Below are 22,044 nucleotides of genomic sequence, written 5' to 3'. Positions count from 1 at the left end.
AGGATGTGAGAAGATTGACGACGACATCAGTGACAAAGCTTCTCCTGGAGACCGAGCTGCTGAAGTTCACCTTTCTGAATAGTGGGGATCTCTATCAAGCTCTCGGCGGCGAAACTATGATTAATCAATGGTTAAGCAATCCGGTTGATGGATCGTTAAATAATCTGTATTTGAGGGTACACGAGGAACATGGAATTCAGGTCTTTCCGCTTCTGGGAGTTCAGTCGGGAGGCCGTATCCGGCAGCTGAGTAAGCAGCAGCTTGTATGGGAAGGGGAAGTACAGCCAAGCATCGCGGGAGAGAATGGGAAGACGGGGAAGCTCACCTACCAGGTTAAATTCATGCTGGCTCAGCGGGGGATATGGTTCTGGGATGTACAGCTGGAGGGAAATGGCTTAGAGGCCGAGGTGGATGTCATTTATGGACAGGATATCGGGATTGCTGATCCCGCCGCCGTCCGCAGTAACGAAGCTTACTTGTCACAGTACATTGACCATAATGTGTTTGAAGATGACCAGCTCGGATATGTCATCTGCTCAAGGCAGAACCAGCCGCAGGGGGGCAGATTCCCGTATATCCAGCAAGGTTCTCTTACCAGAACAGCAGGCTTCTCTACAGACGGATTCCAGTTCTTCGGGCTGTCCTACAAAGAGACCAATCGACCGGAGGTACTGTCTGCACCGAAGCTGGCTAATGAAATTTATCAGTATGAATTCGCTTATACTGCCCTGCAATCTGAGCGGGTACATTTGAAAGGAAAGGCCGAGTGGGTGTTTTACGGCTTGTTCAAGCCGGATCATCCGGCTGCCACCTCTTCTCTTGAATATATCGATGAGATTCGTGAGGCCTGGGATGAGGTGAGCGGATCATTTCATGAAGAAAGCATGCAGCCTATTGAAGAGGTGAAGAGGCATGCGGGATTTGGTGAACCCGTTCAGGTACTGCCGCTGCTCCAAGAAGAGCTTGATGAGTTGTTCCCTAATCGCCGTCAAGAAGAATATGAGGGAGAGACACTGTTATCTTTCTTCACAGATACCTATGAGCATGTAGTGTTGAAGGAGAAGGAGCTGCGTGTGGAGCGACCGCATGGTCATATTCTGATGAGCGGCGATAATGCACGGATGAATGATCAGGTGATAACTACGACTTCCTACATGTACGGAGTTTTTAACTCCCAGCTAGTTGTGGGGAACACCAATTTCAATAAAATGATGACCAATGCCCGGAACGCGCTGAATGTTCCAAAGACATCCGGCCAGCGGATCTATGTAGAGCTGGATGGGGTGTACCGTCTTCTTACCATGCCTTCTCTATTCGAGATAGGATTCAATTATGTTCGGTGGTACTACAAGACCGCTGCAGATACGCTCGTCATCACTAATTACACGGTAGTGGACTCGCCCGAAGTCATTCTGAGTGTTCGTTCGGTCAGCGGCAGGGCTTATCGTTATCTGGTGTCTAACCAAATCTCCATGAATGTGGCCGAATATGAGGTTCCTTATCACATGACTCATCAAGGGAATCAGATAGTCTTCCAGGCCAATCGGGCATCTCTCAGCGTAGAGGTCTATCCGAATCTGGCTTACCGGATGGTAGTGGAAGGTACAGACTTTGCTGTTCAGGATGAGCGTGCACTCCTATCAGGGCAGGTTCAAGGTGCAGCTTCCCTGGTCGTTCTGGAGCTTGCACAATCCGCAGCATGGGCAATCACGATGCAGGGTCAGCTCCATGGAGATGAGCTGCCAGCCCAGTATCGCAAGGTGGAGGAAGAGATTGCGAAGTACCGAAGGTTCTATGCGGGGGTCATGAATGGCTTCCGGCTGTCCCGGGGGCAGGAGGGCGAAGGCGACCTATTCAAGGTTAACGCGCTGGCCTGGTGGTACACGCATAATATGCTGGTCCATTATTCGGTTCCGCATGGACTCGAACAGTACGGCGGCGCTGCTTGGGGGACCCGCGATGTATGTCAGGGGCCGGCCGAGTTCTTCATGGCTGCGCATAAGTATGAGCAGGTCCGTGAAATTCTGCTTACGGTATATTCGCATCAATATGAAGAGGACGGCAACTGGCCGCAGTGGTTCATGTTCGACAGGTATACCCGGATCCAGCAGGAAGAAAGCCACGGGGATATTATTGTCTGGCCGCTCAAAGTCCTGAGTGATTACCTAGCAGCCACCAAAGATTATGGGATCCTGGATGAGCAGGTTCCTTTTACCCGGAAGACCGGCTTTGCATTTACAGAGACTGAACCTCTACGCAAGCATGTAAATAAACAGCTGCGATATATTCAGGAGCATTTCCTGCATGGTACACATCTGTCTGCCTATGGCGACGGGGACTGGGATGACACCCTGCAGCCCGCGAACGAGCAGCTTAAGCAGTATATGGTCAGCAGCTGGACTGTAGCGCTAACCTATCAGGCCATTCGCCAGCTCTCTCAGGCGCTGCAGGAGTCCGATAAGGATATGGCAGCCGGCCTGGAACAGATGTCGACAGGAATTCAGCGGGACTTTAACGCCTATATGCTGAATACCGGAGTGATTCCGGGATTTGTCTATCTGGAGAATCCAGATGAAGCCAAGCTGATGGTGCACCCTTCTGACAAGGAGACAGGGATTCAGTACAGATTGCTTCCGATGACAAGGGGGATGATTAGTGAGCTATTGACTCCAGAACAGGCAGATTCGCATTATAGGCTGATCCAGGAGCATCTTCTCTGTCCGGACGGAGTGAGGCTGATGAATCGCCCGGCCCAGTATACGGGTGGAATCAGTATCCACTTTAAGCGCGCAGAGCAGGCTGCCAATTTCGGGCGGGAGATCGGTCTTCAGTATGTTCATGCGCATATCCGCTACATTGAAGCTATGGCTAAGCTGGGAAAAGGGGATCAGGTCTGGCACGGACTTGCCGCCATCAACCCTGTAGGCATTCAGGAGGTTGTACCGAATGCGGAGCTGAGGCAGAGTAATTCGTACTTCAGCAGCTCCGACGGCAAATTTGCTACTCGCTATGAAGCGCAGCAGAGATTTGAAGAGCTGAGGGACGGGGGTGTAGCTGTGAAAGGCGGCTGGAGAATCTACTCCAGCGGACCGGGAATCTACATGAATCAACTGATCTCGAATGCGCTGGGCATTCGCCAGGAGGGGGGCGACCTGGTCGTTGATCCGGTGCTCCCAGCTGAGCTGGATGGACTGGAGTTCGATTATGAATATGGCGGAGAGCCGGTAAAGTTCCAATATCATTGGTCAGATGGAGTCCTGCGGAAGGTTACTGTGGGGGGAGAAGACGTTCCTGCCCTGAAGACAGACAACCGCTACCGCAGCGGCGGCCTTCGTATTCGGCGGGCGGATTTCGAACGTCTTCGCTCTACGGCAGGCACGACCGTAGATATATATATGTAAGGACAGGTAAGGTGACGTACTCAAATCTATTGATGAACTAAAATTGATGCAAAAAGTCTCCGGCGGAAGTAAACGCGGCCCGGAGACTTTTCTTTTCGGGTGAGGCTGGTCTTACAAGGATGTGCCTTAATAGTAAACCTCCTCATAGTGGCCCTTCTCGCACTGATCGGCTGAACAGTGATTGGCTCTCGTTAAAGCCGCCTTCGTGCAAAGGTTAGCCCGCCGATCCGGCAGGCACCCTGTAATTCGGCTTGCGACTGCGGCTGATCCAGAATGTATATCCTGCCGCACAGACCAGCATCGCCATCAGGAGCATGAAAGGCGCACCATAGCGGGCAGTCGGGATGAAGAGCAACTGGAACAGCAGCATGCCGGTGAAGGCAAAGGCCAGAAAGTTCTTTTTGAAGAGCAGATAAGGAACCGAGATGAGAGACAGCAGTAAGGTCAGATAATGGAGCAGAACCCCGCCGTACATATAGAGCTGCGGGAAGTTCAGCGTGCTGCTGACCCACATGGACTTGAACGTATAGATCAGCTTGCCGAAAGAGAACCAGCTGAGATACTCCAGGAAATGATTCTTAAATCCTCTAAGAATCACCCTTACCCCATACTGTGTCTGACTCATACCGAGACTGTACATTTCCTTGTAGTTGGGGTTCTCCACGAAATAGGGATAGGCACCGGACAAGAGGGCATTGCCGCTGTCGGAAGCTAGCAGGGTGAACTCGTCCAGAACAATCCAGTTCCTGAGGACCCACGGGAGGAAGCAGACCCCTACGGTTAACAGATAAGGAACGAGTACACGCCAGGCAGGCTTGGTGAACAGCAGGAACAGCACAGCCATAATCAGGACTGGCAGCATTCCTGGACGGGTTAGAATAGCCCAGCTAAGCAACGCAGCATTTAAGATAACCAGCCCGATCGAAGGTTTGTTCATCATCCACTGCCAACTGGCGAAGACACAGGCAAGCAGGAAGATGAACAGTGTCTCAGTCAGGAAGAGGTTGGTCATATAGATGAAGGGCGGATACACCGCCACGAATAACCCGGCCAGCCATCCCAGCAGGGGACGTGAGACCGAACTTACATACGAATATACCGGGAAAATGGTAGCCGCACCGATCAGAATATGTATCCATTTGAAGACGTTCGGCGTGAAGGGGAATACCGAGTAGATGGAATAGGCGAACAAGGGGAAGCCAGGGGTCACCCTTGCATTGGATTCCTCGCTCCCGTACCCATAGACCTGGTCGGACAGCAGCTGTTCAACCATAGTGAAGTACCGCCCGGCATCCCCCTCTAGGAAGCTCTGGGTACTAGTTACGAACACATAAATCACACGCAGGGCGAAGGCCAGGGCGAACAGCAGCGCCGGTGCTAGAATGGGACGCGACTTAAAGATTTGAAATGGACGAGTGTTCACAAGGATCGCTCCTAACCGTTAAAATATTCCAGTTGTCAACTTTCCCTACTATATAGTCACTTCCCCTATCCGTCAATCTGCTGAACCAGGCTGGACCGGAGGAAAGGGAGCAGGGGATTGGAATTATGCGGAGCGGTATTGTAAGCTGATTCTAATGAACAGATACGAATGAACGACACGAATAAAGATTCCTACACGGGAATCCATATCTGCTGAAGGGGTGGGAGCATGGTTACATTTAAGAGACTGCATGAGGTGCCGATGAAGATCGTGCTGGAGGCTTGGGAGAAAGGGTTTGAGGGGTATTATGTGAATGTGTCCATGCCTCTTCAGGCTTTCGTTACCAGATTAATTAATGAGGATCTGCTCCTGGATCTATCCAACATCATGCTGGATGGCGATAAGCCGGTCGGCATTAACCTGAATGGAATCCGAACTGTAGATGGCAGAATAGCCAGCTGGAACGGAGGCATCGGAATTGCTCCCGAGTACCGGGGACAGGGGCTGGGCAAGCTTTTGATGGAAGAGAGCATGAAGGCGTATCTTGAGGCAGGGGTGCACCTGGCGACACTGGAGGCTTTTGTCCAAAATAAAGGGGCTATTAAGCTGTATGAGCAATTCGGATATGTCATCAAGGACAAGCTTCTGCATATGAGCAGCAATAGCCCGGTCGATCTGGAGACGGAATCCGGCATAGACTCCACCTTGACTACCATTACAGATATGCCGATCGCGGCATCCAGGCTTCCGTTCTATAATAGCGCCGGCGCCTGGCAGACCCAGTGGCAGAGTGCGAAGGGCGGCCAATCTCTGATTGTCTATCTCGGCGGCGAGCCGGTAGGCTACGCGATATTTAGACATAATTATAATCCGCAAGGCGAGCTCGTATCCATTGCGCTGTACCAATGCGAAGTTCATTCGGACCAGGCCAGCAGCCTGCAGATTTACAAATATATGCTGGGTCAGGTGTTCGATCCGGGTAAGGGAGACGCCAAGAAGGTAGTTATTAATCTTAAGGAGAGCCATACGGAACTTGTGGGGGTTCTGACCGAGGCCGGATTCGCTGCGGAGGTCGAACTCGTGTATATGGAGAAGGTGATGTAAGCGTTATATTAATTTTTGAATATGGCTCTTAGGCTCTATATAATAGGATATGTATGATTCTACTATCAAGAAGGAGCGTGCAGAGAATGGAGTTTCGGAGTCTGGGTAGAAGTGGAATGAAGGTAAGCCGTCTATGCCTTGGAACGATGAATTTTGGCGTGGATACAGACGAGAAGGATGCTTTTCGTATTATGGATATGGCGCTGGAAGCCGGAATTAACTTCTTCGATACAGCCAATGTGTATGGCTGGGGCGAGAATGCCGGACGGACCGAGGAAATTATCGGCCGCTGGTTCAAGCAGGGCGGAGGCCGACGGGAGAAAGTCATCCTTGGTACCAAGGTATATGGTGAGATGAGTGACAAGACAGATGGCCCGAACGATGCGGCCGGACTGTCCGCTTACAAAATCCGCAGACATCTTGAGGACTCTCTGCGCCGGCTTCAGACGGATCATATTGAGCTGTATCAGATGCATCACGTAGATCGCAGCGCAAGCTGGGATGAACTGTGGGAAGCCTTTGAGGTTGCGGCAAGCCAGGGGAAAATCGGCTATGTGGGCTCCAGCAACTTTGCCGGTTGGGACCTTGCGCTGGCACAGAGCGCTGCGAAGTCGCGCCATTTCTTCGGCCTTGTATCGGAGCAGCACAAATACAGCCTGCTCTGCCGTCTGCCCGAGCTTGAAGTTCTTCCTGCCGCAGAGCACCTGGGGATCGGCGTCATAGCCTGGAGTCCGCTGGATGGCGGGATGCTTGGCGGAAGCGCACTGAAGTCCGACCGGGGGACTCGGACCTCTCATCAGAAGGAGAGAATTGAATCGCTTCGTCCTCAGTTGGAAGCATTCTCTGCTCTATGTAAGGAGCTTGGGGAGACCGAGGCTAACGTAGCATTGGCATGGACGCTCCATAATCCTGCTCTGACTGCGCCAATTATTGGGCCGCGGACAACAGAACAGCTTGAAGATGCTCTGCGTGCAGTAGAGATCAAGCTGGACGAGAGTACTCTCCGCAAGCTGGACGAAATCTTCCCGGGCCCAGGTGCCGAGGCGCCTCGTGCTTATGCCTGGTAGGATAAGCCTTGGGCACAGGATCTAATACTTTATAACAAAGGGACAGCCCCTAGCCATACTTTTGGCTAATGGGACTGTCCCTTTATTTCTAAGCCAGTGCCGGTGTGCGGTCAACTCTTACTTGCCTTCCAGGAACCGGGTCAAGTCATCTGCGGGCATCGGTCTTCCGCACAAGTAGCCTTGAGCCTCATGGCAGCCAAGCTGCTCCAGAAGGCGAAGCTGTTCGGTCGTCTCAATCCCTTCAGCTACCACCTTCATATCCAGGTTCCTGGACAGCTCGATGATGGTTCCTACCACAGCTGAATCCCGCTGACTGACCGCAATGTTAGTCACCAGCGACCGGTCAATCTTCAGATAATGAAGCGGAAGACTGTTCAGCATGCTCAGCGAGGAGTACCCTACTCCGAAATCGTCCATGGCCAAAGTAATTCCCAGATCGGTTAGTTCCCGGCACAGCCGCTGTGAAGTGTCCAGATCGATGATCGCCGTGCTCTCTGTAATCTCCAGACACAAATTGCGGGCAGGTAGACCGACAACTCGAAGTGTGTTAATTACCTTCACTGCGAATTGCGGGTCCCTGAGCTGCTGTGCGGAAATGTTGATGGCTACCACAAAATTTTTGTAGCCCCGGTCGACCCAATACTTCGCCTGATGGGCAGCAGCGCTGAGTACCCAGTCACCGATGGCCAGAATAAGTCCGGTGTCTTCCGCCACCGGGATGAACTCCGCTGGCGATACCGGTCCGAGCTCCCGACTGGTCCAGCGCAGCAGCGCCTCTACCCCATGCACCCGCTGGGTCTGCAGATCAATCTGGGGCTGATAATGCAGGCTAAGTTCGCCATTAGCGATGGCCTTGGAGAGTCCGTTATAGACGGCCAGATACCGGTCAGCCTTTTCCTGCAGGTCCTTGTTGAACATATGTATCTGATTGCGTCCCGCTTTCTTGGCTTCGTACATGGCCATGTCCGCATTCTGGAGCAGGGTGTCCATCTCGGTTCCGTCCCGCGGCGCAATACTGATACCCATACTTGCTGTAACGGTGTACAGCTTGTTCGCTACCGCAAAAGGCTCCTTGAAGACCTCGATTAACACATTACAGTAATCAATCGCATCCGATTCCTCTCTTAAATCCTCAATCATGATAGCAAATTCATCGCCACCAAGCCTTGTGATGACACAGTTCTGCGGCAGATGCTTCTTGAGGCTTGCGGCAACCTGCTGCAGCATCTGATCCCCTGAAGAATGGCCCAAAGTATCATTAATCCACTTGAACTGATCGAGATCGATCAAGATAATCGCCACTTTGCTGTTCTTGAAATGAATTTCTCCCAGCGTGGTACTCATTCGATCCTGCAGCAGTCTCCGGTTCCCGAGACCGGTCAATGTATCATGATAGGCAAGCTCGGTCAGCTCGCGCTGGGTGTTCCTCTGGGCAGTAATATCCTGAGTAACGAGGAAAGAGAGCACCTTTCCATTAGTCTCCAGGAAGTCGCAGTGAATCTCGGCGAACTTCAGCGTGCCGTCCAGGTGCTTAAGTTCACCTTCGGTGTGGAACGGCTTCAGATTCTGGAAGTAATCCGGATACAGGGCGATGAATCGGTCCGCTTCTCCTTCCGGAAGCAGCATGTGGAAGGAGAGCCCCTTCAACTTATTGGAGTCATACCCAAGCAGGCTTTGGAAGGCCTGATTCGTCTCGACGATGATCCCTTTCTCATCCAGGAGGGCAATCCCGTTATGGGATAACTCGAAGAGAAGCTCATAACGCCGGCCAGCCGAGGCCAGAAAGTCAAAGCGAACCATGGAGTAACGAACGGCAATAATCCATGGAAACACACAATAGCTGGACAGGGAATCGAACAGATGAAGCCCGGTATTTCTGACAAGCTGATTGATTATCAACAAGATTACCAGCAGCGCCACGGTCAGCGTGGAGCCGGTTAGGATGACACGTACCCGGTAGCGTTCCTGAATCAGCAGCTTGTTCTTGCGATTCTTGCGGTTGGCAATAAGGATAATTACAGGCAGAACAATCAGGGCATATAAGATTAAGAGCACAAGCACGATCATGAAGAAATTGCTGAACTCCGTGGTGCGTACATGATTAATTTCTGCAATGTGGATGGCAGGCTTACCGTTAATGGGAAGGATAACAAAGAATATGCCCAACATGGGCAAAAGGCAGAGCGTATGTCTAATCAAGGCTCTGGATTCAAGCCGGCCAATTTCACAGAAGAAATAGAGTGAAAGCGACATGGTCAGGAATGAGGATATAAACCGAAGGGATGCATATAGATTGGCTTCATTGCCCAAAGGGGATTGAAGTGTCAGGAAATTAAAAAGAAAGATAAGTCCCAAGGAGAAGATCAGAATCATGGTAAGCTGGTGAAGCGGGTTGCTGCGCTGACGCAAGAGAACCTCTACGGCCATATAGAAAAGGAAGAGGAACGGAATCAGGTCTGCTATGATAGAGTTTGTTAAAATGGTCATCAGTTTTCTCCAATCCCCTGAAAGTATGTAAAATTATGTTCTGGATCACTATATGAGAGAGAACCATATCATTTAGGCAGTTACAACTTATATCGGCAATTAGTCTTATAAGTTTAACACGATATAGTACTTTTGGCGTAGGAACTTGGTCTTTTGGCGCATATTTTCTTTTTCAAAAGCAATTCGCTTCCTGTATAATTGTAAGTGTGAGATAGATCATATTCTTAGCATTATTTAGAAAGGGGATGGCCACAGTTGGACAAGTGGACATTATTTAAGAAGGCATCCCGATTTCAGGTTATACCTGTTATGCTCGTGCCTGTAATTCTGGGGGCACTTGGGGCATTTGTATGGAAAGGGGTATTTCACCCGTTCCTCTTTGTAATTACCCTGATTGGGGCCGGTGCGGCACACCTATTCTCGAACATGGTTAATGATCTATGGGATTACCGTAGCGGGACGGATACCGTAGCCCGGGATACCCCTGATGCCATAAGCACGAATTCAGGTTTTCTAGCAGGTGGAGTGATGTCCGAGCGGACCTTTGCCTCCATAACCTGGACCATGCTCGGTCTGGCTGCTGTATGCGGGATTGGACTTGCGCTCTATAGCGGCTGGCCGGTACTTGTATTCGCAGGACTTGGCGGTCTGATCGCGTACTTCTATGTAGCCCCGCCTATTCAATTCGGTTACAGGGGAAAAGGATTGAGCGAGATCGCAATCCTCCTCTCCTTCGGCATTCTGCCGGTCATGGGTGCCTATTATGTACAGACTCGGGAGATGAGTGTCCAGTCTGTACTGCTGTCTCTGCCTGTAGGGCTGCTGACCACTCTCGTGCTGTTCAACCATCATTTCCTGCATTGGCAGGCGGACAGACAGGCGGGGAAGAATACACTTGTCGTAGTGTGGGGGGAGGAGAGAGCGCTTCGGTTCTCAAAAGTGCTGCTCTATCTCGCCTATGCATCGGTTCTGGTGTGTGTCGCAGCTGGCGCACTTCCGATCTACGGGCTGCTTGCCCTAATCACAGCGATTCCGCTGTATCAGGCCTACACGAAGCTTGGCAAGCATAATCCTTCTCCGGCATATTTGCCGCTGATGGGAGCTTCCATGAAGGCTTCTATTCGCTGCGGAGCCGTAATGAGCGCGGCGCTGCTCCTGCAAGGCTTCATTTCCTGATCGAATCATGATAGATGCTCGGCCAGACTTCATATGGACCATCAATCGTAAGAGGAGATATGACTAACATGGACAATCAAAAGGTAATTGGAGATTTTCACACGATCCTGTCTGAGGGCGAGGTCTGGACAACAGGCGGCTTCAAGCTGCCGGACGGCTCGTTCTGGGCCTATCGCGAACCGGAAGCTGTAGTTATTGTGCGCAATGGCATGTTGTATGTACGTGCCCCGCTCAGCCGCCAGAATGATCATATTCAGATCCTGGATAATGCCAAGCATATGTATTATTCCGTAGAGGAGATCAAGGTGCCGGAAGCAGGCGAAGTCAGCTTCGAGCTGCAGATCCGCTCCCGTACCCAGGGAACAGCCCCTGGGGATCTGTATGACGGATACGTATCTGTGAATTTGCTGGACTTTACGACTGGGGCTGCGCTGGATTTCTTCGCAGGCAATGATAAGTATGCCAGTGTCTATGCCGTGCTTCCGTTCCCGGGTGTGCAGGTGCCGGAGAGCGACAAGACCAAGTATTTCTGCATCTTCAAGGAGGAGACCAACTTCAAGGCGCGTGAGTTCAATACGTACAAGATCACGTATAACCGGGGGAATGATGAGGTAATCTTCTACTTAAACGGCGAAGAAATCCGCAGAGAGCGGCAGGTTCCGATCAAGTTCAATCAATTCACGATTGCGCTGGGGATCATGACCGAGAAGGACCTGACACCGGAAGGCAGTGTCTCGGTCCATGGCCAGACGGTAACGGCCGAGTGGTCCCCGGTAACGGTAACGATTAAGGAATAACGCATGGTTTCTGCCGGACCAGGGCATTATACAGTCATGATGCACGAATTTGTGAAGAAGGAGAGCAGACATGACACATCCGGAACAGAACGACCCGAAGACCTTTAAGGGCCTGGATAATAACGGCCAAAGCGTGAGCGATGTGCGCGGCGGTGAGCTTAGAGCAGGCCGCCTCAGCCAGTTCAAGAACCACAACGCAGAGGGCAAAGATATTCCCAATGAGTACGTGAGCAAGCAGGAGGAATAGCGGTCTTAACCGTCTTCCTCACTATACTTACACACAAGCTGCAGCCTCAACAGAGGGCTGCAGCTTTTTGTTTGTAGGGGTTATTTTCAGCTATTGAACCGATAGGTCTACGTGATGGGCAACCACTCCATGCGGTATGCAAACCGATTAGTGTTCTCGCGATAGTTCTCTTTCACTAGGTACTGATACTTTGGTCCAAATCACCGTGAAGGCACCAGCAATTCTCCCCTACTATTCTTGCTAATAAAGGTGGAATATATGGCCGAGTTCTGATAATATGTTGGGAAAAAAAGGTGGGTGGAAGGTGTTCAAAAAGAAGAGCATTCGAACCAAGCTGATGTCGCTGCTTCTGCTTGCCGCCGTACTGCCAACTGGTATTTCATTAACCGCTTCCTACCTGTATACGAAGGAATCGGTGACGGAGAAATCGATAAATGAGAACAACAAGCTGCTGACTCTTGGCGGGACGAACCTATCCAACTATTTTGGCGGAATCAATCAATTGGTTCTATCCATTTACAGTGGAATTAATCTGCCGAGCTCCTTGTTCACCGTTATTCAGAACACGAGGCCTACGGATTCGCCGGACACGGGTCATGGCCTTACAGACAACGGGGATATCGTTGCGAGTCAGCTCTATAACTTATTCCAGTCGAGCCGGGATATCTATCAGATTCACTTGTTCATCCGGGCCAATCAGGAATCCAATACGCTGATTAAGGGCATGTTCCGCAGAGAAAAGAACCCTGGATACGTCCCGCAGAAGGACCCATCCGGGAGGAACAGGTCATTTCTGGAGCCTACCCATCTGGATCACAGGTACGGGCAGAGGGATGTCATTCCGAGCCTGAAATCAGAGACCACCGAGGTATTCAGCGTCCATTATCCGATCTACCGCACGCCGAGTAATGAAGTGATGGCCAATCTGTCGATCGATTTCAAGCTGAATGAACTTCGAGATATTGCGAGCTCCATGTTCACACCTGGAACGGAGAAGTTCTATCTGGTCAATGAAGACCGGAAGGTGTTATATACATCGGAGAAGAGTGGGAGTGGAGGCCAGCTGGAGGCCGGATGGAGCCGCCTTCCTGCTGACAGGAACGAAGGTTATTTCTACTGGAATGATAAGGATTTCGGAGGAATCGTATTCTTCAAGCGGGTGACCAGTCCACTCTTCACAGGCGCGCTCATCAAGCTGGTGCCGAACGCTAATTTGTACAGTGACGCCAGACATATAACGGAGATTAATGCGTGGATTGGACTGTTCTTTCTGATTATTGGCATAGGTGCGGCGGTATGGATCTCGATCCGGTTCACCACACCGATCAAACAGCTCATTACTTATACGCAAAAGGTCCAGACAGGTCAGCTCGATGCGAAGATCGATATGGAATCCGGGGATGAATTCAGCATATTGGCCCGGAAAATGACGGACATGACCAAGACCATCAATGACCTGATTCTAACCGAATATCGTCTGGAGCTTGCGAACAAGACCAATCAGCTTAAGGCGCTGCAGGCACAGATCAATCCGCATTTCCTGTATAACGCGTTGCAATCCATTGGATCGATGTCCCTGAAGTATAATGCGCCGAAGGTGTATGACCAGATCTATTCTCTGGGAAGCATGATGCGCTATACCATGGCGACGGGCAAGACGGAGGTCACTCTGGAGGAGGAGCTTGAGCACGTGGAGAATTACCTGCTGCTTCAGAAGGGGCGTTTCGGAGAAGAGAATCTTACGGTCATACTGGATATTGCGGAGCAGACCCGGCATATTGGAGTTCCCAAGATGATTCTGCAGCCTATTGTGGAGAATATTTTCAAGCACGGGTTCAATGAAGGCATCCGGGACGGGCGGATCATGATCAGTAGTGCGATAAGTCCTTCTGGAGACTTGACACTTACCGTATCGGACAATGGAGCAGGGGTGTCGGTGGAACAAATACGCGAAATTGAAAGCGCTGTTATGGGAAGCGGAGGCCGGCTATCTGAAAGTATTGGGCTTAGTAATGTGCTGGCCCGCTTGCAGTTATATTTCGGGGAAGAAGCCAGGATTCATATCTCGGGCAATGAATATGCCGGAACCACGGTTACGCTGGCTTTCCCTATTGTGAAGCTGCGTGAGGATCATGATGAAGGAGGGACTTATGAAGGCTCTAATCGTTGACGACGAGATGCATGTACGGGAGACGGTCCGTTATTTCATACCTTGGGAGAATTACGGTATTAAGGATGTCTATGAAGCCGGGAACGGGAAGGAAGCCATCGAGATTATTCAGTCCGAACGCCCGGTGCTTATTTTCACAGATATGGTTATGCCCTTAATGGATGGCTCGCAGCTGCTGAAATGGATTCAGGAGAACTCCCCGAGGTCCAAGACCATTGTCATTAGCGGTTATCAGGATTTCAACTATGTGAAGCCTGCCATTATGTATGGAGGTACGGATTATTTGCTGAAGCCTCTGAGCAGCAGGCAGCTGGTTGCGGCCGCAGAGCGGGCGCTGAGCATGTGGAAGCAGGAGGAGGAGGAATGGGTCCGTTCGCTTGAGCAGGAGATCCAGCTGAATGTGCTGCGCCCTATCTACTGGGATAAGCTGCTGACCGATTGGGTCTCGGGAGCCATTCCTTACTCCAAATTGAACCCGCAGCGGCTTGAAGAAGAGCTGGGGTTCAGCCTTCATACGGAGCAGGTAGTGATTGCGGCACTGTCGCTGTATCCCGTGAACCGCCGGTTCCTGAATCGGCTTCATGGCGATCTAGAACTGGCATCATATGTGACCGTGAACGTGTGCAACGAAGTGCTTGCAGAAGGCCGCTGCGGGCATGCGTTCCGGTACCTGAACCCAGGAGCTGATGTAGTTCTTTTATTTTACGGTACCGTTGAATCGGTTGAGGAGTATCTTCGGCGGATTAATGAAGCGATGCAGCGGACCTACCAGGTTCAGTTCGATATGGGCTGGAGCAGCGTTCATGCGTTCCCGGAAGGGATAAAGATCTCATTTGAAGAGGCGAAGAATGCGATCAAAGGGCGTAATCTTCTGCGAAGAGACCAGCGGATTCATGAATATCGTGCCCTCAGCGGAGAAGACGAGATTCAAAGTCCCTTCCTCTCCTATATGGAGCGATTCAAATACGTTGTTATATCCGGTGTCACGGAGAAGATCAATGAGGCGGTTCATGAGTGGTATCTTCATATGCGCGGCATGCACGTGATTACAGCCGGGCAGCTGGAGAGCTGGCATCAAGAATTTACAGATGAAGTGCTCCGCTGGCAAAAGGAACTGTTCAGCGAGCGGCAGCCGTCTGAACTGCCGCTGATACGAATAGAGCTGCCTTATGATGAAGCCGGGAATTTCTCTATAGAATACTGGAGAGATCAGATTGCAAATACCCTAGGCAGTATTTCCAGTGAGTTCTCAGGCTCGAAGAAGCTGGATCGTCAGCTGGTGAAGGATATCAAACAGTATATCCATTCCAATTATCATCAAGAGATTACCCTTCAGCATATTGCAGACCGCTTCTTCATCAGCCGGGAGAACGTCTCCCGCAAGTTCAAGCTGGTATCCAGCGAGAACTTGTCGGACTATCTGTCGAATCTGCGTATCGACAAGGCGAAGCAGCTGCTGAAGAGCTCGGACCTTCGATTGTCTCAAATCTCAAGCCTGGTGGGGTTTCAGGATGAGAAGTATTTCAGCCGCGTATTCAAGAAGGTCACCGGGATGACGCCGAGGGAATATCGGAAGTCCCGCTAACTATGCGGGATGCGGGATGTGGGGCTAGGCAAAGTTTGAAGGCGGGCGTGGAGTTTAATGAGGGCTAAAGAGAGCTGTGGAAGCCCTGGAAGCTGTGAGATATAGAGGGCATGGAAGCCAAAGGCTATGATAGCCATAGAATCTATGAGGGTATGGAAGCTTTGAGGGTATGGGAGATACAGATGATATAGAAGCCTTGGTAGCTACGGAACAGCTATGAAACTATGAGTTTAAGGGAGTTTTAAATGATATAGATGATATATAGGCTATGAAAGCTATGGAAGCTATGCAAGGAGGATTAGGAAGCCATCAAGCTAGAAGGCTAGGAGAAGGTCGTGAAAAGGGCAGCATGGGGAGCATCTCCCCATGCTGCTCTTTGTTATGAGGCGATCGAGTTAAATGGTTATCCAGGTAAGAAGAGAGAGCAGTACCGATGTAATAACGGCGGCGAGAAGCGGCCGGAGTGCCCGTGAACGCAGCTGGGCAAGGTCAACATTCAGACCCAAACCAACCATGGCTGTAGTTAAGAGGAACGTGGTTAATCTGGAGACCGCATTCATTAATCCAACCGGAACTTGCACCCAGTCGCCTATCACGAAGGAGCCTAGCAGGCTCATACCAATAAAACCTGCCAGGAACCAGGGGAATTGAATCCGGGTTCCTGGCTGCACGGTTCCCGAACGCCTCATTACATATATGAGGACGAAGCTGAGCGGTACCAGCAGGAGCACGCGGCCCAGCTTGGCTAGCAGGGCCATGGCCATCGCATCCTGCCCTGCCGGTGCGGCTGCCAGCGCCACATGGGCAATTTCATGCAGGCTGAGCCCAGCCCACATGCCATACTGCTCGCTGCTGACCGGGAGCAGCGGCTGAAGCAGCGTGTACGCCACGGCGAATACCGTGCCGATTAGCGCAATCAGCCCTGCGCCTGCGGCGGTGTCCTCGTCCTTGGACTTCAGAATAGGCGATACCGCTGCGATAGCCGCGGCCCCGCAGACACCTGTGCCGATACCGAGCATCAAGGTGAGCGGAATATCGGCCTTCAACTTCCGGCCGATCCATAAGGTTGCCAGGATGGAGAAGGCGACTACGCCGAGGTCCCGAAGCAGCATGCCCATGCCCTGATGGGCAATTGTGGCGATGTTCAGCTTCAGGCCGAACAGGATGATCGCCAGGCGCAGCAGGCGCTTCGAGGAGAACTGAATACCGGCGGCTAAGGCCTTAGGATAACCGAACATCTGGCGGTAGATGACGGCCAGCAGAATGGCGCAGGCCATCGGTCCGATCCGCTGGAGGCCGGGGAGAAGGGCGAGCGCACAGCCCAGCAGCGCAATCAGGGCCGTGAAGCCGATTCCCAGCAGCAGGGAAGGATAACTTGAGCGCGGACCTTTTAACATACGAACAGATCCAGCCCGGAGACTACTCCATTTCGAAAGCGAAGGTAAGGGTGAAGATGGAACTTGGACTGGGGAGGAAGCTGAAGCCCAGCCTGAATTTGTATTTGTATTTGTATTTGTATTTGAATCTGATTTTGAACATGAATTTGAATTTAATTTGGAAGTTGACGTTAAATCTGAATATGAATCTGAAGCAGCAGAAGCAGCTGGTGCTGAACTTATTCGAAGCGGTCTCATTAATTGAACCTCCTGCAAGCGGGATATGTGATTAGCTTATCTTAGAGTTGATCATAAGGAAAATAAATTGATATGATAGTTAGCATAAGTATTTAATTATGATCAACTTAAAAGGGAGGAGGCGCAGCATGGATCAAGCACTGCTGGTCTTCATCACGGCTGTGGAACGCGGGAATTTCACCCGGACGGCTGAAGAGCTGCATATGACCCAGCCTGCGGTGAGTCAATATATCCAGTCGCTGGAGAGAAGCATGGGAACCCGCCTGCTGGACAGGACGAACAAGTATGTCAAGCTGACTAAAGCGGGGCAGATCGTCTATGAATATGCGCTGCAGATGAAGGGGCTATATTTCAAAATGCACAGCCTGGTAGACGACCTTATGCATCATGCGGGAGGAGAACTGTCCATCGGTGCAAGCTATACGTATGGGGAATATATCCTTCCCCATGTCATTGCCCGGATGAGATCCGGTTATCCGCTGATTAAGCCGCGCATCTCGATCGGGAACACGAAGGAGATTGCAGAGGCGGTGCTGAACCACCAGCTGGATATCGGGGTTGTTGAGGGGGAGCTCTCGCATGAGAAGCTGACCGTGCAGCCTTTTGCCGAGGATCTGATGTATATTATTGCTCCAGGTAATCACTGGCTTTGTCAGCATAGTAACGTCTCCGCCCAGGATATTGCCAACGAGCCCTGGATTCTGAGGGAGCCTGGATCGGGGACCCGGGATGCCGCGGATAAAATGTTCAGCAACCTGGGCATCCAGCCCCCGGAGATGGTAGAGTTCGGCAGCACTCAGATTATTAAAGAGTCCGTAGAGGCCGGACTGGGGTTAACCCTGCTCTCAGAGTGGGTGGTTCGCAAGGAGATATCCCTTGGGAGCCTGGCCGTGCTGCGTCTTCCTGAAGCCCCGGTAACCCGTCACTTCTCTTGGGTTATGCTGAATACGGAGTTCAAGACGAAAGCAGTGGAGGTCTTTACGAGTCTTCTTCTGGATCAGGATATTCCAGCCAAGAGCAGCCTGCATTGATACCCGGCAAGCCCTTAGCTCCTTAGGCTCGGCCAGCTTTGCAAGCATACCAAAAACAGCCGCTCTCTCGCAGATCACTGCGAAGGGGAGCGGCTGTTGGCTGTTACTCAGGAATAAAGCAAATATATGTGATAAGAGCAAGAATGTACGATTGAATCTAGGCTGCCTTTACTGCTGCTTCATAGGAGGCATCGGCATAAGTAGCAATGCGAATGGCATATTGCTTCCTGCTGAAGGGGTAATCCAAATCTCTACGTTCTCCTCATAGTCCTTCGTTCTATAGAGGACGCTGGTCTGATTCGGTACGTTGACCGAACCTGTATGGGAGAAGCTGACCACATTGCCGTTCACCATGGCGGCGCCCATGTAGAGGCCTCCGCGCGGATTGAACGTAATCAGGGTGTTTGGAGCCACGCGGTGAAGAATTATTTTGTACATTACACCGTAGTTGCCTGAGTTCGTAGCCGGAGTACCCATGATTCCATCGGTTCCCGTCTGGAACGGATCTGCCGTGTTATCGGTTAGATTAAGACGCATATTCGTCTTGCCGACAAGCTCACCGTACTCGAAGACACGAGTGGAATCCGCGAAGGTTCCCCGGATGATGGACTCTTTCGGATCCAGCGATGGCAGGGTATTGAGGGCTTTGAGCGGATCGTTATTGGCCTTCACGATCATGACGGTATATTGGACCTGGGAATCGCTGTACAAGTCGCCGAACAGAGAGATGACATCCTCCTGGCTGAGGGCGGTAGCACTCAGGTCCTCGAAGATCACCCGGGACTCGCCTGGAGCCAGCATGACCGTCTTCTGCTTGCTGCCTGTCTGATAGTTCTCGAAATAACGCTGCACCGACAAGCGGCCTGTCAGCTCCGGATGCTGGTTGGGTCCGGCGGTGCCATAGCTGAGATAATCAATCTTCGCGCTTTGGGAGTCCATATTCTTGGCTACCAAATACACTTTGGCCTTCTCACCCAGCCGGTTGCGGTGATGAATCATGAAGCGGGTTAGACCCACAATGGTATCTTGATACAGAATACCTTCACTTGTAACTGATTCCGGTCCGCTGTCGCGGAACAGCGTGTAAGGCTCGGTTGTGTAAGTGAACGGGATTTTGTCGTAGTTCAGTACACCTGCTCCATTGATTTGGAAGTTCTGTCCGACCGGTGTGAACAGCTTATAGAATTGATCTTCCGTATATAGAGTCTCACTGGTAATATTGATGGTCTTCTCTATCGTATTCGTAGCCCCGTGCTTATCTGTAACCGTGAGCGAGAGGGTCTGAGGCCCCGGGGTGAAGTATGCAAGCTGCTTATTCGTCCATTTCCGGTCTGTAATCGCGCCTTCTTCATCTGTACTTTGATCGGTAACGGTTACTAGCTCCCCCATCTTATATTCAGTCTTGTCGGTGACGAACTGAGCTACCGGCGGAAGATTTGGGTTAACTACCTTGATATTCAGAGTAAATGGAGCACTCCATTGCCCGCTGGAATCCTGAACTGAGTATGTGACTGGATAGGTACCGGCCGATTGGAACATATCTTGATCGGGGCGGCCCTCCCAACGTTCATTCACGATTTGCAGTCCCTTTGGAGAGTAGCTTGTGGTAACAAAGTTCAGCACTGTCTGGCCGGCAAAAATATCACCGGATTGTACCGAGAAGGTAGCGATCGGTTTGGTAGACAGCTGTACAATGACCTTTTTGCCGCTCACGGTATAAGGAATATTCAGGGCCTGTGTAATGGCGGTTAGAGGAACCATAAATACATTTTTGTCCTGATAAGAGGCACCCCGCATCTTCTGGGAGACCCCATTGACCCGGTAGAGGCTGCTGCCTGTCTTGAATCTGAGTTCATTCCCTGCGTAAGTAATAATGGTCTCTTTGGTCTTTCCGTCATAAGCAAGCTGGTAACCGACCCGGTCTACCAAAGAGCGGATGCCGACGTAAGAGACTCCCTTCTTCACGGTCATGGGATGCGTGGCCGTATAGACCCGGCCATCCTGTTCCATCCGGCTGCTGTCCATATATAGAACGAGCTGTCCGCTGCCGGCAGCGGCAGGAGCCAAGGTTGCCGGGCTGGAAGCAGGACCGGGAATCGTGAGCGTGCCGCCGGCTGGCGGCTGTGAGCTGTCACTGGAGGCGCCGTTCCCGGAATCCGTTGTGCCTGCCCCCTCTGCGGGAGCACTTCCACTTCCTTGACTTCCCTGGCTATCCGCAGGTGGAGTTGAAGTGGCCGGGGCACCGGATGTCTGATCCTGCTGGGCTGGCTGGGTCGTTGATGAAGTGATGGTCTCGCCAGGCTGATTGCTTGATTGAACTGCCGGAGTCTGCTGGGTTCCACCCGTGGAAGAAGCGGAGCCGTCCGTGCTTGTTGTTCCGTTAGTCTCAAGTGTAACAGGTGAGGTGGAGGTCAGGGATTGTACCCCGGCTGCCGCTCCCGGCTGCACCTGCGAGGATACAGCTTCGGCACTTGCCGGCATCGCCGCAGCGATCTGGGAGATGATGAGGGCAGTGACCAAGGTAGCCTTTTTAAAATCCATTAGCAAATGTACTCCTTTAAATTCTGATTTTAGACAATAGAAAAGGAGGCACACGAATAAATTCATGTGCTTATCCAGTATTGTCATAGGGTTAAGATGAGATGTTGTGTCTTACTCGGATAGAGCCGGGGCTGGATTCTTACGTCCTTTATAGCGGTTGTATACCCACCGGATGATGGCGACTCCAATTACGCAGTCCAGTATAATGATGACCGGCATGGCGGTGTAATTGTACCTGAACTCCGGAACGAACAGCAGCCGGATGAGGGACATGACCACCACAGTTGAAGCCAGCAGAAATTCAGGTCTGCGGAAACGGCGGACGGTGCCAACTAAGGCAACTAAGAAGAATAGAACCAGGCACTGGTGGAACAAATTCCGGATCGCGTAGGGGAAGACCGAATAATAAGGCTTGTGTCCGGCTCCAAAATACATTTTCCCGTAAATGTAATCCAGCTTTCCGATGGTATACCATTTCAGGAACAGCCATGGCTTCTCGGTGAAGCCCACCTTGAGGCGTTCTTTGGCTACTTCCATCTGGGTCTTGCCGTGGCGGTCTACCATGCCGTCCAGATAGTTATTGTAAGGATAGGTTCCCGCAGCAAATGGATTCACTTGAGTGGCTACGATAATGACCTGCTTCATGGTAATGATGTTGCGGATTACCCATGGGGACAGGATAATACCTGCTCCAATCAAGGTGATTAAAAGCAGCTTAAGCGTGTCTTTCCATTTCCTTGTCCAGAGGAAGTAGACTGCGTGACATACAAAGATGAGCGGCAGGAATTCCGGCCGCGTCAGCACGGTCAGCCCGATCAGGGCGCCGCTGGCCAAAGCCCACTTCCATGTCTTCTTCTCGAAAGCAATAATCTGTAGATACAAGTAAGAGACAAGGAAGAAGGTACACAGTACCTCGGTAAGTACCGCGCCGTTACTCCAGATGAATGGAGGGTAAATGGCGCCCGCAAAGGCAGCCAAAAGTCCGGCTGCTAACCCGCCCATGCGTCTAGCCAACCGGTAAATGAGAAAGAGGGTTATAAGGCTGAGCACGACCTGAATATAACGAATGTAAGGAGCCGGATCATGGGTCTTGTAATCTACTAACTTGTAGATAGCCGCCATGAACATAGGCAGACCTGGCGATACCTGGGCATTGGATTCGGTGCTTCGGTAGCCATAGACTCCCTTCTCCAGAATCTGCTTGACCATAATGTCGTACTGCTTGGAGTCTGTGGAGACGGTGTGCTGGACAGATCGGAGGTAATCAACTCTCAAATAAGCTGCTAATATAAAAATAACAAGCAGCAGAATAATTACAGCAGGTTTATTGCCCCGATAAGACTTAGACCAAAAAGATTGCATCAGGATCAGAACTCTCCCT

General features: G+C 51.3%; 15 protein-coding genes. 10 read left to right on the top strand and 5 right to left on the bottom strand.

Annotated elements, in window-relative coordinates; genetic code table 11:
- Positions 1–14: 14 nt before the first annotated feature.
- A complete protein-coding gene (locus tag ACEN86_RS19235) occupies positions 15–3,401 on the top strand; it encodes a GH36-type glycosyl hydrolase domain-containing protein (protein ID WP_495632085.1) in 3,387 nt (1,128 codons plus the stop codon).
- Between the two features lie 214 nt (positions 3,402–3,615).
- Here the strand turns inward: ACEN86_RS19235 and ACEN86_RS19230 are convergent, their stop codons facing one another.
- Positions 3,616–4,824 (bottom strand): ArnT family glycosyltransferase, encoded by a 1,209-nt coding sequence (locus ACEN86_RS19230; RefSeq protein ID WP_495632084.1) that lies wholly within the window; start codon positions 4,822–4,824, stop codon positions 3,616–3,618.
- Between the two features lie 228 nt (positions 4,825–5,052).
- Between ACEN86_RS19230 and ACEN86_RS19225 the strand changes: the two genes are divergently transcribed.
- Positions 5,053–5,928, top strand: coding sequence for a GNAT family N-acetyltransferase (locus ACEN86_RS19225; protein ID WP_495632083.1), 876 nt, complete (start codon positions 5,053–5,055; stop codon positions 5,926–5,928).
- A gap of 86 nt (positions 5,929–6,014) precedes the next feature.
- Positions 6,015–6,995, top strand: a complete 981-nt coding sequence (locus ACEN86_RS19220; RefSeq protein WP_495632082.1) for an aldo/keto reductase — start codon at positions 6,015–6,017, stop codon at positions 6,993–6,995.
- 117 nt (positions 6,996–7,112) lie between these two features.
- Here the strand turns inward: ACEN86_RS19220 and ACEN86_RS19215 are convergent, their stop codons facing one another.
- The gene (locus ACEN86_RS19215; protein WP_495632081.1) at positions 7,113–9,482 is read right to left on the bottom strand and encodes a putative bifunctional diguanylate cyclase/phosphodiesterase; all 2,370 of its coding nucleotides are present in this window, start codon (positions 9,480–9,482) and stop codon (positions 7,113–7,115) included.
- 255 nt (positions 9,483–9,737) lie between these two features.
- On the opposite strand from ACEN86_RS19215, the gene ACEN86_RS19210 reads away from it, so the two are divergent.
- The 5 genes from ACEN86_RS19210 to ACEN86_RS19190 all read left to right on the top strand — a co-directional run bounded on the left by ACEN86_RS19210 (position 9,738) and on the right by ACEN86_RS19190 (position 15,457).
- Positions 9,738–10,658, top strand: a complete 921-nt coding sequence (locus tag ACEN86_RS19210; RefSeq protein ID WP_495632080.1) for a prenyltransferase — start codon at positions 9,738–9,740, stop codon at positions 10,656–10,658.
- 68 nt (positions 10,659–10,726) lie between these two features.
- Positions 10,727–11,455 (top strand): DUF6081 family protein, encoded by a 729-nt coding sequence (locus tag ACEN86_RS19205; RefSeq protein ID WP_495632079.1) that lies wholly within the window; start codon positions 10,727–10,729, stop codon positions 11,453–11,455.
- 70 nt (positions 11,456–11,525) lie between these two features.
- The gene (locus ACEN86_RS19200) at positions 11,526–11,702 is read left to right on the top strand and encodes a hypothetical protein (protein ID WP_495632078.1); all 177 of its coding nucleotides are present in this window, start codon (positions 11,526–11,528) and stop codon (positions 11,700–11,702) included.
- A 304-nt stretch (positions 11,703–12,006) separates the two neighbouring features.
- The gene (locus tag ACEN86_RS19195; protein WP_495632077.1) at positions 12,007–13,872 is read left to right on the top strand and encodes a sensor histidine kinase; all 1,866 of its coding nucleotides are present in this window, start codon (positions 12,007–12,009) and stop codon (positions 13,870–13,872) included.
- Positions 13,853–15,457 carry a response regulator gene (locus ACEN86_RS19190; RefSeq protein ID WP_495632076.1) on the top strand — a complete coding sequence of 535 codons (1,605 nt, stop codon included), beginning with the start codon at positions 13,853–13,855 and terminating at the stop codon, positions 15,455–15,457. Before ACEN86_RS19195 ends, ACEN86_RS19190 begins: the two co-directional genes overlap by 20 nt.
- 395 nt (positions 15,458–15,852) lie before the next feature.
- Here ACEN86_RS19190 and ACEN86_RS19185 read toward each other — a convergent pair whose 3' ends face one another.
- Positions 15,853–16,854 carry a YeiH family protein gene (locus tag ACEN86_RS19185; protein ID WP_495632075.1) on the bottom strand — a complete coding sequence of 334 codons (1,002 nt, stop codon included), beginning with the start codon at positions 16,852–16,854 and terminating at the stop codon, positions 15,853–15,855.
- On the opposite strand from ACEN86_RS19185, the gene ACEN86_RS19180 reads away from it, so the two are divergent.
- Both ACEN86_RS19180 and ACEN86_RS19175 read left to right on the top strand, forming a co-directional pair.
- The gene (locus ACEN86_RS19180) at positions 16,833–17,126 is read left to right on the top strand and encodes a hypothetical protein (RefSeq protein WP_495632074.1); all 294 of its coding nucleotides are present in this window, start codon (positions 16,833–16,835) and stop codon (positions 17,124–17,126) included. The two genes, ACEN86_RS19185 and ACEN86_RS19180, sit on opposite strands and share 22 nt — an antisense overlap.
- Positions 17,127–17,219: 93 nt before the next feature.
- A complete protein-coding gene (locus ACEN86_RS19175) occupies positions 17,220–18,122 on the top strand; it encodes a LysR family transcriptional regulator (RefSeq protein ID WP_495632073.1) in 903 nt (300 codons plus the stop codon).
- A gap of 168 nt (positions 18,123–18,290) precedes the next feature.
- On the opposite strand, the gene ACEN86_RS19170 is transcribed toward ACEN86_RS19175, so the two are convergent.
- Both ACEN86_RS19170 and ACEN86_RS19165 read right to left on the bottom strand, forming a co-directional pair.
- Positions 18,291–20,663, bottom strand: coding sequence for a stalk domain-containing protein (locus ACEN86_RS19170; RefSeq protein WP_495632072.1), 2,373 nt, complete (start codon positions 20,661–20,663; stop codon positions 18,291–18,293).
- A gap of 111 nt (positions 20,664–20,774) precedes the next feature.
- Entirely contained in the window at positions 20,775–22,025 is a 1,251-nt protein-coding gene (locus ACEN86_RS19165; RefSeq protein ID WP_495632071.1) for an ArnT family glycosyltransferase, read from the bottom strand.
- Positions 22,026–22,044 lie beyond the last annotated feature (19 nt).

The organism is Paenibacillus sp. Paensp111 (genome assembly GCF_059492195.1).
Note: the sequence above shows the minus strand (reverse complement) of the source record. Positions and strands in the feature narration are given on the sequence as shown.